Consider the following 11,210-nt stretch of genomic DNA (forward strand, 5'->3'; position numbering starts at 1 on the left):
CGCTTAGCGCTGACCCGCTAATTCTTTGGCGCGCTTTTTCATTTTTTGAGAGATACGAGTCCGCTTGAGAATAGATAAATACTCTACAAACACTTTTCCCTGCAGATGATCTAGCTCATGCTGTAAGCAAACTGCTAACAAGCCGTCAGCATCGATCTCGAATTCTTTACCGTCAATATCTAAAGCCCTCACCCGAATCTGTGCAGGTCTTTCAACCTCGTCATAAAACTCAGGAACGGATAAGCAGCCTTCGCGCCAAGATTTGGTTTCAGTGCTTGACCAAATAATCTCTGGGTTGATAAAAACCATCAACTCATTTTGCTCGTCAGACACGTCGATCACCACGATGCGCTCATGAATATCTACTTGCGTTGCGGCTAAACCAACGCCGGGCGCCTCGTACATGGTGTCAGCCATATCGGCGACAATTTTTTTAACGCGAGCGTCAACCTGCACCACAGGTTTAGCAACCTTGTGCAAGCGTGGGTCTGGATAGCAAAGGACAGTTAACAAAGCCATATAAGAATTATCCAACAGAGCTATCAGTCTGTCCTGATTGTTGCAATTCCCCTAAAGAACAAAATTGGATTATGCAAACATCGCGCACATCTTCCCCGGTTGCTCAAATCGATCAAGGCAGCCCTCATTACCCAACCCAACTCCGTGATTTATACGACCCGCCTAAGTCACTCTATATAGAGGGTGATATCAACCTTCTCAAGATGCCCATGATTGCCATTGTTGGCTCTAGAAGCGCCAGCCCAGAGGGCTTAAAAAATGCAGCTCTATTTGCACAAGCATTATCGAGTGCAGGGGTTCTGATCCTTTCTGGATTAGCAAAAGGGGTTGATAGTGCCGCCCATCAGGCGACGATTTTGCTGGGGCCTAAACAACGAACTGCAGCGGTTTTGGGTACGGGAATAGACGTGGTCTACCCCAGTCAAAACTTCGCCCTGTCTCAAGCTATCAGCAAGCAGGGTCTTTTGATATCCGAACTACCCATGGGGGTCGGACCTCAAGCGCATCACTTTCCTAGGCGAAATCGCATTATTGCGGCCCTCGCTCTTGGCGTTGTAGTGGTGGAGGCGGCCGAAAGATCGGGCTCCCTTATTACTGCTCGCTTAGCCGCAGACCTAGGTAGAGAGGTCTTTGCTATTCCTGGACCCATTCATAGCGCCAATTCTGCCGGTTGCCACCTATTGATTCAGCAAGGGGCAAAACTGGTCTTTAGGCCCAGTGACGTCCTTGAAGAACTGCATTTATGCCTAAAAACGCAGTTTAAATGGCATTAAAGAGGGTTTTTGTACAAAAACTGGGGGGGGATTAACCCATCTAAAACAAGCTAAAAATAGGGGTTTTTGGACTTTTCCCAATTTATCGGTTAATAATAAAAAAGGGGTACGCAATTGGCTAAGCCTGATTTTGGTTTAAATTGTCAATCCGTTTTACCCCAAAAAAACATCATTTCTAGCTCAAATTTAGGCAAAACGCGTGGCAACTAAAGCAACTACCAAAAAAAGCAGCTCCAAGACTACCGCAGGTGACCACCCTAAGGCACTCATCATTGCGGAGAAGCCTTCCGTTGCCAATGACATTGCAAAGGCCTTAGGCGGCTTTACAAAGCACGAGGATTATTTCGAAAGTGACGAATTTCTCATTTCTTCCGCGGTTGGCCATTTATTGGAAATTGCAGCCCCCGAAGAATTTGATGTTAAGCGCGGCAAATGGTCCTTTGCCAATTTGCCAGTAGTGCCCCCTTATTTCGATTTGCGCCCCATAGCAAAAACAGAATCGCGCCTCAAGGTATTGCAAAAACTCATTAAGCGTAAGGATGTCACCACACTCATCAATGCGTGTGACGCGGGGCGTGAGGGTGAATTAATTTTCCGCTTGATCGCACAACACGCTAAAGCATCACAGTCAATTAAACGCTTATGGTTGCAATCGATGACCCCCGCTGCGATTCGCGAAGGTTTTACAAATTTACGCACAGACGAAGACATGAAGCCCCTCGCAGATGCGGCTCGCTGCCGCTCAGAAGCGGACTGGCTAGTCGGCATCAACGGTACGCGCGCAATGACCGCCTTCAATAGTAAAAGTGGTGGCTTCTTCTTAACAACAGTAGGTCGGGTGCAAACCCCAACGCTTTCCATTGTGGTGGAGCGTGAAGAGCTCATTCGCAAGTTCATCTCCAAAGATTATTGGGAGGTAAAGGCCGAATTTATTGCTGCAGCAGGCATCTATGAAGGACGCTGGTTCGATCCAAAGTTTAAGAAAGATGTTGCTGAACCGGATGCGCGCGAAAATCGCTTGTGGAGCGAAGCGGCGGCACAGAGTATTGTGGCTGCATGTCGTGGCAAAAAAGCCAACGTCTCAGAAGAGGCCAAGCCTGCTACGCAACTTGCCCCACAACTATTTGATTTAACAAGTCTGCAACGTGAAGCAAATGCACGCTTTGGCTTCTCTGCAAAAAATACATTAGGTCTTGCGCAGGCTTTATACGAGCGACACAAAGTATTAACCTATCCACGTACCGATGCGAAGGCGCTTCCCGAGGACTACCTTGATACCGTGAAGCAAACTATGGAAAATCTCGCCGACCATTCGCAAGACTATCGTCCTTTTGCCAAACAAATTCTGCAGGGCGATCCAAAGGATCCAAAAGCAAAAGCGGGCTTTGGTTGGATTAAGCCAAATAAACGGATTTTCGATAATTCCAAAATTTCAGATCACTTTGCGATCATCCCAACACTAGAGACCCCAAAGAACTTAAGCGAACCCGAAGCCAAGTTGTATGACTTGGTAGTGCGTCGTTTCTTGGCGGTGTTTTATCCTGCTGCCGAATTCCGCGTCACCACACGAATTACCGAGGTTTCTGGCCACCACTTCAAAACTGAAGGGCGCGTTCTTGTAAATCCGGGTTGGCTCACGGTTTATGGCAAGTCCAATCAAGCAGATGACGAGTTAATTGCGGTCCAAGAGGGTGAGTCAGTACAAACCGAATCTATTGCGGCAGTGCCCTTAAAAACCAAGCCACCAGCACGCTATACAGAGGCAACTTTGCTCTCTGCAATGGAGAGTGCGGGCAAATGGGTTGACGACGATGAAATGCGTGAAGCCATGGCTGAAAAAGGTCTGGGCACACCAGCAACCCGGGCCGCCATTATTGAAGGCTTGCTTGCCGAAAAATATATCGTACGTGAAGCACGTGAACTCATACCTACCGCAAAAGCATTTCAGTTGATGACTTTGCTACGCGGGCTAGATGTTGAAGAATTAACACGCCCTGACTTAACTGGTAGCTGGGAAAATAAGCTGTCGCTCATCGAGCAAGGCAAAATGAATCGCGATACCTTCATGCAAGAAATTGCACAGATGACTCAGCGTATCGTGAAACGCGCCAAAGAATATGACAGCGATACTATTCCTGGCGATTACGCCACAATGGCTACGCCGTGCCCACACTGCAAGGGTCCGGTGAAAGAAAACTATCGCCGTTTTGCTTGTGAAAAGTGTGGCTTTACGATCAGCAAAACACCGGGTGGACGTGCTTTTGAATACCCCGAAGTGGAAGAATTGTTGCGTGAGAAAACGATCGGACCACTGCAAGGATTTCGCAGCAAAATGGGACGCCCATTTGCTGCCATTATTAAGTTAAGCGAAATTCCGGAAGATGATAAAGACTATCCGAATGCTGGCTTCAAGCTAGAGTTTGATTTTGGCAATACACAAGATGATGAAACTGAAGCGGTAGATTTCACAGGGCGCCAAGCATTAGGGGCTTGCCCAAAATGCTCTGGTGCCGTCTATGAAGATGGCATGCGCTACGTTTGCGAGAGCAATACTGGCCCCAGCAAATCCTGTGATTTCAAAACCGGAAAAGTGGTGTTGCAGCAGGAAGTTTCAGCCGAGCAAATTCAAAAACTATTAAAAGAAGGCAAAACAGATCTGCTGGCCAACTTTAAGTCGAACCGCACTGGGCGTGGCTTTAAAGCCTATTTGGCTTTGGATTCAGCCGGCAAAATTGGCTTTGAATTCGAAGCCAAGGCACCCAAAGCCGAGGGTGCGGCGCCAGCAAAGAAACGTGCCGGCGCCAGTGCTGCGACCAAGTCAGCAGCAAAACCAAAGCGCGCCAGTAAAGCAAAATCGTCCTCTAGCAGCTGAGCGGTAATCAGCTTGGCAGCTAGAGCTGACCATAAAATTCCTCTCGATCCCAGGGCGGTTGCTAAAAATATTCCTGGACGCTGAGCGAGTGCGCCAATGATTGGCAAACGATCTCCGGCAACACAGCGCACACCAACAAACTCTCCAGACTTTGTTAATGAGCAAAGATCGCCTTCTGGATAGTTGACCAAGCCTCTCGCTTGCTCACGATTAAAGTCATCACTTATTTCCCTCGGAGCAAGATCATCCTCCCCCTCATCAAAACTCGAGCCCACAATCCACTCATAGCTGCCGTCTTCAAGCTGATTGGCAGGCAGACAATAACCGTCGCCAGAAATGCCAACCCGAGGCAAGCTCTTGACCCAAGCATCCCCCTCCTTGACCCTGAAAATACTGAGCTGACCCCTCACTGGCCTTAAAGGCAAACGAATGCCAACAGTACTCATTAAGGCCTTGGACTCCATGGCACAGGCCACTACAAGCTTATTTGCAGTAATAATGATTTGATTTGCATCATCCAATAGAAACCACTGATTCTCACGCTCTTCTAGGCGTGCAACCTGCGTATTCCATAGACAAGTGAGGCCCTCACGATCTTGTAGCAACTGCTTGCTCGCTTCAGATAAATCTAAGCATGCGCCGCGTGGTAACCAAACACCGCTTTGCTCAATCCCACAAATCTGATTGGCCTCTTGTGCATCCATAGCAATGGCCGTATCTTGATCAAGCCCCAAAGAACGGAGGTGCTCTGTTACTTCGGCATGATCAAAGTGTTTATCTCTTTTAGTCGGCTGAAATATGCCATGTTGACGCCAGACATTTTTCCAACGAGCCTCTGCAAGCAAGAATGCAATACGCGTTAGGCGCAATAAACGAGGAGAGCCTTTACCAATATGGGGGTGCGCAATCGCATAAGCATGGCTAGAGCAGGCAGTCGCTGGCGATGCTGCAGCATCAATAATGCAAACGGCTTTGCCACGCTCAAGCAGCTCGTTTGCAATGGTTGCACCGCAAATGCCTGCCCCAATCACCACTATTTCATGGTGTTGGGGTGTGGTCATTGAATAAATCTAAATGAAACGAATGGTGTTACTAAAAACCTGCTTGGGTTAAGCATTCAAGCGTTGTTCGATCTTAGAGCGAGTTTCTTTCAACTCTTTTGGCAAACGATCGCCAAGATGATCGAACAATTCTGTGTGAAGCTTGAGCTCATTCTTCCAATCATCGATGCCTACAGTGATAGCTTTGGCGAACTTCTCCGCTGAATAGTCCAAACCGCCCCAATGCATATCGCTGTACTCGGGAGTAATGCCGAATGGCGTTTCTTTGCCGCCGGCTTTGCCCTCAGCACGATTCAGAATCCAAGAGAGAACGCGCATATTTTCGCCAAAACCAGGCCACACGAACTTACCGTTTTCATCCTTGCGGAACCAGTTCACGCAATAGATCTTCGGCAACACCGCGCCATCAGCCTCAAGTTTCTTACCGATATTGAGCCAATGTTGGAAATAGTCGCTCATGTTGTAGCCAGCAAATGCAATCATTGCAAATGGATCACGACGTACAACGCCGATTTGTCCTGTGATCGCTGCAGTCGTCTCAGAGCCCAAAGTTGCAGCCATATAAACGCCTTCAACCCAATCACGCGCTTCACTAACCAAAGGCACCGTGTTTGAGCGACGACCACCAAACAAGAAGGCATCGATTGGAACGCCTGCAGGATCATCCCAGTTTGGATCAACCGCTGGATTATTTGTTGCAGCAACCGTAAAGCGTGAATTTGGATGTGCGGCTTTGCGACCGGCGGCGCCATCCGCAGGCGTCCAGTCTTTGCCTTGCCAATCAATTAAATGTGCTGGCGGGGTTTCTGTCAAACCTTCCCACCAAACATCACCATCATCAGTCAGGCCAACGTTAGTGAAAATCGCATCTTGATTTAGCGAGTCAATACAGTTTTGATTCGTTTGGCGGTTGGTTCCTGGAGCTACGCCAAAGTAACCAGACTCGGGATTGATCGCAAATAGGCGGGTTTTACCAGTGACAGGGTCTTTGCGTGGCTTGATCCAAGCAATGTCATCGCCAATGGTGGTTACCTTCCAACCATCAAATCCTGCTGGTGGAATCATCATGGAGAAATTGGTTTTGCCACACGCAGATGGGAATGCGGCTGCGATGTGGTATTTCTTGCCTTCAGGTGAAGTTACGCCCAAGATCAACATGTGTTCTGCGAGCCAACCCTGGTCGCGGCCCATGTTGGAGGCAATGCGCAATGCAAAACATTTTTTACCCAACAATGCATTGCCACCATAACCTGAACCAAAAGACCAAATCTCACGAGTCTCTGGGTAGTGAACGATGTATTTGTTTTTATTGTTAGGCCATGCAACGTCTTTTTCGCCAGCAGCCAAAGGCTTACCAACAGTGTGGATGCAAGGGACGAACTCGCCGTCAGCACCAAGCTGATCAATCACAGCTTTACCCATGCGCGTCATCAACTTCATGTTGATTGCAACATAAGGGCTGTCAGACAACTCAACGCCAATGTGTGCAATTGGTGAACCAATTGGGCCCATTGAAAAAGGCACAACATACATCGTTCTGCCACGCATGCAGCCATCAAACAATGGGTTCAAGGTTGCGCGCATTTCGCTTGGCTCTACCCAGTTGTTAGTTGGGCCAGCATCTTCTTTCTTTGCTGAACAGATAAAAGTGCGATCTTCAACGCGCGCCACATCCTCAGGATCAGACAAGGCTAAAAATGAGTTCTTACGTTTTGCAGGATTAAGGCGCTTAAAAACACCCGCTGAAACCAGCAGCTCACAAAGCTCATCGTACTCAGCCTGCGAACCGTCGCACCAACGAATAGCATCAGGCTTGGTCAGGGCGGCTACTTCGCCAACCCACTCAATTAAACGCTTGTTTTTTACGTAAGCTGGCGCATTGACATTAATCTGGCCGCTGGTAGTTGAAGTCATATGTTTCCCTATGAAGATTGAATTTTTTAATCCGACAATTTTATCATTTTGGGTAATTTTTACCCCTAAGCCCACACAGCAGAAACCCTTTACTTGCCGATACAGAATTGGCTGAAGATTTTGCCCAAAAGGTCGTCTGGAAGCAGTTTTCCGGTAATTTCACCTAAGTGTTTTTGAGCTAAAGACAACTCTTCTGCGAATAATTCTAAGGAATTGTTGCCATTTGCAGCGAATTGTTCCGATTTTTCAATATGTTCGGCGGCACGCTGTATGCAATCTAAATGCCTTCTGCGGGCCAATATTGCACCCTCTTGAGCGCCGGCCCAACCTACGAGCTCTAAAATTTTTTGTTTTAGTTGGTCTATTCCAAAGCCTGTTTTGGCAGAAACCAATAGGGCTTCGCTGAGGGCTGTTTCTGATGACTCTTGGAGTAAATCTACCTTATTCACAATCTCCAGAACAGCACATTTAGGGGGTAATTCTTTCAAAATCTGGGCTTTTAGGTCGTCTTGCCGAGAGGCCGACTGGGCATCAGTCAGAAAAATTACTAAATCCGCCAGGCGAATCGAATCCCAAGATCTTTCAATTCCTTTTGCCTCAACAACATCTGTTGTATCCCGCAGACCGGCGGTGTCAATGATGTGCATCGGAACACCGTCAATGGTGATGCTTTCTTTAACCCGATCCCGAGTGGTTCCTGCTATGGGGGTAACAATCGCGACCTCTTCACCAGCCAAACGATTCAGCAGGGAGCTTTTTCCAACATTGGGCGCACCGGCTAATACCAACTGGATACCATCGCGCAAAATTTTTCCTTGTTTGGCGCCAGCAAGCAAAGTCTGTAATTTTTCTTTCACAGCGGCCAGCCGCTGACGCGCCTGAGCGCTTTCCAAAAACTCAATTTCCTCTTCTGGGAAATCTAAAGTCGACTCAACCAAGATGCGGAGCTGCGTAATTTCTTCAATGAGGCTATTGATGTCGTCAGAGAAGGCGCCCTGTAAAGAGCGTGCCGCCCCAAGCACTGCAGCCTCGCTTTGAGCATCAATCAAGTCTGCGATTGCCTCTGCCTGGGCCAAATCTATCTTATTGTTTAAGTAAGCGCGAAGGGTGAATTCTCCCGGCTCAGCTATAACAAGCCCCTCGGCTTTGCCCAATTCGAGGCAGCGTTTCATCACCAACTCAAGTAGCTGTGGACCGCCATGACACTGAAGCTCTAAAACGTCTTCGCCCGTAAAAGAGGCGGGGCCAATAAAGTAGATCGCTATAAGTTGATCAATAACCTGACCATGCTCATCACATAGTGTTTGAAGATGCGCCTGTCTTGGAGACAGTTTTTTCTGAAAAAGGGCGGTGCTTAAGGCGCCTAAATTTTGTCCGCTGATGCGAATCACGCCAACGCCAGCCTTACCTGGCGCGGTTGCAACAGCAATGATGGGCAATTTTCTTGTCATCATTGCTGTCTTCTAATTGCGAGTTTTACACAGCGCGCATTACTTAGCGGGCTTTTTTCCAAACATTTGGTTAATCTGCCACTGTTGTGCAATTGATAACAGATTGTTTACAACCCAATATAAAACCAAACCAGCAGGGAAGAAGAAGAACATCACCGAGAAAACAATCGGCATGTACATCATGACCTTTGCCTGAATTGGATCTGGCGGCGTTGGATTCAACTTGGTTTGCACAAACATCGACACAGCCATGATGACTGGCAGAATGTAATATGGGTCAGGCACTGAAAGATCATGAATCCACAAAATCCAAGGCGCGCCGCGCATCTCAACGGAGGACAACAGAACCCAGTACAAAGAAATGAAGACTGGGATCTGAATGACTACCGGCAAGCAGCCACCCAATGGGTTGATCTTTTCCTTGCGATACATTTCCATCATCGCTTGATTTAATTTTTGCGGCTCCCCTTTGTATTGCTCTTTCATGGCAACCAAGCGGGGCTGAACTTCTTTCATGCGCGCCATAGACTTGTAGCTGGCTGCGGAGAGTGGGAAGAAAACCAACTTAATTAAGATGGTTAGGAGAATAATTGACCAGCCCCAATTCCCAACATAGGAGTGAATGTTATCCAAGAGCCAGAAAATGGGTTTAGCAATAATGGTTAGATAACCATAATCTTTTAATAACTCAAATCCGGGTGCAATCGTCTCTAAAACACGCTCTTCTTGTGGGCCCACAAATAATTTTGCTTTTTCAACCACTGTAGAGCCATAAGCAATCACCCCAAGCGGAGTTTGCATACCAATTCGATATAGGTTGTTATCGATTTTGCCAGCGTATATGTCTCGTGCAACTTTGTCGCCCGGAATCCATGCGCTTGCAAAGTAGTGCTGAACCATTGCAATCCAAGCGGGTTCGCCAGCGGCAACCTGGTTTGGAATGGTGATTTTATTTTTATCGATTGCCGTGAATTCCAGCTTGTTGAATTTTTCTTTGTCGGTATAGGCGGCAGGTCCAGTAAACGTGCTTGCAGAGAAAGCGCCTCCAAATGGGCCGATTTTTTGCTCTTGTGAAGCATCGCGCACAATTTCTGTATAAAGAACCAGCGGATTAGGATTGTTGCTAGCTTGAGTTACGCGATGCCCAACATCTACAACATAACTGCCTGGGTTAAGAATGAAGGTTTTTTCTAGCTTCACGCCATTGCGCTCGCTAGCAAAAACGGCAAACGGTCTACCGGAACCGTCCTTACCGGATTGAACCAATTTGAATGGGCTTGTGTGATTTGGCAGATCGCTATTTAAAGAAATCAATCCAGAACGCGCAAAATATTTGTGCGTTGGCGTGTATTGAAATAATTCGATTGGCTTGTTTTCTGCTGTTAAAGACTTTAATAACTTGGCATCAATCACGTTTGCGCCGCTTGCGCTGATCTCTAAAACAAGAACGTCGTTTTGTAGGGTGAATTTCTCTGCGCTCTCTATTGCGCCACCATTAACGGTTGGTGTGGCCGCCACAGCCGGCGCCTGCGTGCCTGATATTTGGGCGGGAACATCAACCTTGTTTGCCGTTGTGGACTTATCAGCGGGAACCGAAACGCTTGCTGGGGCACCGCCAAAAAGGGATGGCTTACCTTCATGAACCTGCCAATTGTTGTAGAGCATGAGACCCGACATCGAGAATACAGCCCAAAGAATTGTTTTTTTAAAGTCCATTTACATTCACTTAAGTTGGTGTTTTGTATCTTTTACAGCAGGATCATAACCGCCGTGTGACAAAGGGTTGCAACGCAAAATACGCCACGCCGTTAGGCCGAAACTTTTAATAAATCCGTAGCGACTAAAACAGTCACAAGCGTATTGCGAACAGCTGGGAACATATTTACAGTGCATACCCAAATAGGGGCTTAGGACTAGTTGATAGAGTTTTACCAGCCTTATTGCAGCGGTATTTAAAAAGCGCACGTTAAAGCAACCCCAGAATCTGAGAGCGCAAAGTTTCTTTTTCTTTTTTTCTGAGCCTGCCCCGAGTATCTCGACCAATTGGTTTTTTGAGCTTAACCACCACATCTTTATTTAATGTGCTGGTTTGAGCCGCCCAAATCAATTCTCGGATCATCCGCTTTAGTCGATTGCGATCGACTGCTCTTTTGGCTAACTTCTTTGCTACTGCAACACCCAAGTCAGGCTCAGCGCCCGCTTGTGTTGACGCAACATACATACCCCAATACATGGTTGTCTTGGGGCGTGTTTTTAGTAATTCAGAAATCCTTGCGCTATTCAATGGCTAAATTAAACAGCCAAACGCTTGCGACCTTTTGCGCGACGTGCATTTAAAACTGCGCGTCCACTCTTTGTTTTCATGCGAATGCGAAAGCCGTGTGTACGTTTACGACGAGTTACTGAGGGTTGGTAAGTTCTTTTCATGTTCGATCCCTGGAAAACCAAGTATTTTCCTTGTTGCAGAGCAAAAGGTCAATCTATCTTGATGAATATGTAGGTGTTTTTCTCTATTTTTTGTTAAATTTCTCTTAAATCATTAATTTAAATAGAGTTTTTATTATTATTCACAAGTTATCCACAGCTTTTCCACGTTTTTCTTGCTTGTGGATAACTTTGG

General features: G+C 47.1%; 9 protein-coding genes and 1 pseudogene. 2 read left to right on the forward strand and 8 right to left on the reverse strand.

Annotated elements, in window-relative coordinates:
* Positions 1-3 precede the first annotated feature (3 nt).
* Complete coding sequence (gene def, locus ICV36_RS10165) at positions 4-519, reverse strand: peptide deformylase (protein ID WP_215400551.1); 516 nt, start codon at positions 517-519, stop codon at positions 4-6.
* Between the two features lie 71 nt (positions 520-590).
* Here def and dprA point away from each other — a divergent pair, with 71 nt between their 5' ends.
* Together dprA and ICV36_RS10175 are read left to right on the forward strand one after the other, a co-directional pair.
* Complete coding sequence (gene dprA / locus ICV36_RS10170; RefSeq protein ID WP_215400552.1) at positions 591-1,292, forward strand: DNA-processing protein DprA; 702 nt, start codon at positions 591-593, stop codon at positions 1,290-1,292.
* Between the two features lie 199 nt (positions 1,293-1,491).
* Positions 1,492-4,164: a DNA topoisomerase III gene (locus ICV36_RS10175; RefSeq protein WP_215400553.1), complete on the forward strand. Its 2,673-nt coding sequence runs from the start codon at positions 1,492-1,494 to the stop codon at positions 4,162-4,164.
* Positions 4,165-4,223: 59 nt separating this feature from the next.
* On the opposite strand, the pseudogene mnmC reads toward ICV36_RS10175, so the two are convergent.
* The 7 genes and pseudogenes from mnmC to rpmH form a co-directional block, all read right to left on the reverse strand.
* Positions 4,224-5,225, reverse strand: a pseudogene (gene mnmC, locus ICV36_RS10270) (FAD-dependent 5-carboxymethylaminomethyl-2-thiouridine(34) oxidoreductase MnmC); the annotation flags it as partial.
* Between the two features lie 48 nt (positions 5,226-5,273).
* Positions 5,274-7,139 carry a phosphoenolpyruvate carboxykinase (GTP) gene (locus tag ICV36_RS10180; RefSeq protein WP_215400554.1) on the reverse strand — a complete coding sequence of 622 codons (1,866 nt, stop codon included), beginning with the start codon at positions 7,137-7,139 and terminating at the stop codon, positions 5,274-5,276.
* Between the two features lie 89 nt (positions 7,140-7,228).
* A complete protein-coding gene (mnmE, locus tag ICV36_RS10185; protein ID WP_215401642.1) occupies positions 7,229-8,590 on the reverse strand; it encodes a tRNA uridine-5-carboxymethylaminomethyl(34) synthesis GTPase MnmE in 1,362 nt (453 codons plus the stop codon).
* Positions 8,591-8,629: 39 nt separating this feature from the next.
* Positions 8,630-10,306, reverse strand: a complete 1,677-nt coding sequence (yidC, locus tag ICV36_RS10190; RefSeq protein ID WP_215400555.1) for a membrane protein insertase YidC — start codon at positions 10,304-10,306, stop codon at positions 8,630-8,632.
* A 6-nt stretch (positions 10,307-10,312) separates the two neighbouring features.
* On the reverse strand, positions 10,313-10,660 hold the full coding sequence (gene yidD / locus ICV36_RS10195; protein ID WP_215400556.1) for a membrane protein insertion efficiency factor YidD: 348 nt from the start codon (positions 10,658-10,660) through the stop codon (positions 10,313-10,315).
* Complete coding sequence (rnpA, locus tag ICV36_RS10200) at positions 10,557-10,874, reverse strand: ribonuclease P protein component (protein ID WP_251375023.1); 318 nt, start codon at positions 10,872-10,874, stop codon at positions 10,557-10,559. The genes yidD and rnpA overlap by 104 nt, the downstream gene beginning before the upstream one ends.
* 8 nt (positions 10,875-10,882) lie before the next feature.
* Entirely contained in the window at positions 10,883-11,017 is a 135-nt protein-coding gene (gene rpmH, locus ICV36_RS10205) for a 50S ribosomal protein L34 (protein ID WP_011903922.1), read from the reverse strand.
* Between the last annotated feature and the right edge of the window lie 193 nt (positions 11,018-11,210).

Source organism: Polynucleobacter sp. MWH-UH35A, from assembly GCF_018687075.1.
GTDB lineage: Bacteria > Pseudomonadota > Gammaproteobacteria > Burkholderiales > Burkholderiaceae > Polynucleobacter.